The 278-nt window shown below is 54.7% G+C and carries 1 protein-coding gene; it reads left to right on the plus strand.

Translation table 11 applies throughout. The annotated features are described in order from the left end of the window. Positions 1-17: 17 nt before the first annotated feature. A partial coding sequence (locus tag ACSNOG_RS33265; RefSeq protein WP_436756398.1) for a DUF294 nucleotidyltransferase-like domain-containing protein occupies positions 18-278 on the plus strand: 261 nt, incomplete at its 3' end.

Genomic DNA, 278 nt, shown 5'->3' on the forward strand with positions numbered 1-278 from the left:
TTCCGGAGCATTCGGAAATGCCGGACATTCAGAAAGCAAATTCAGTCGAGCAATTGCGTGATGTACGGATTACATGTCAACAGCAGCTGCTTGATCTGCGCCCCAAGATGGAGTTTTTGGAGTGGGTCGCTTCCGTGAACAGCATGCATGACCAGATCAACAGGCGCGCCGCGGAGCTCTGTGAGCAGAACATGTGGGAGGCCGGCTTCGGACGGCTCCCCGCACGTTATGCTTTTGTTGCTTTTGGCAGCATCGGAAGGCAGGAGGCGACATTATGG

Source organism: Streptomyces sp. URMC 124 (assembly GCF_051386455.1).
Lineage (GTDB): Bacteria > Actinomycetota > Actinomycetes > Streptomycetales > Streptomycetaceae > Streptomyces.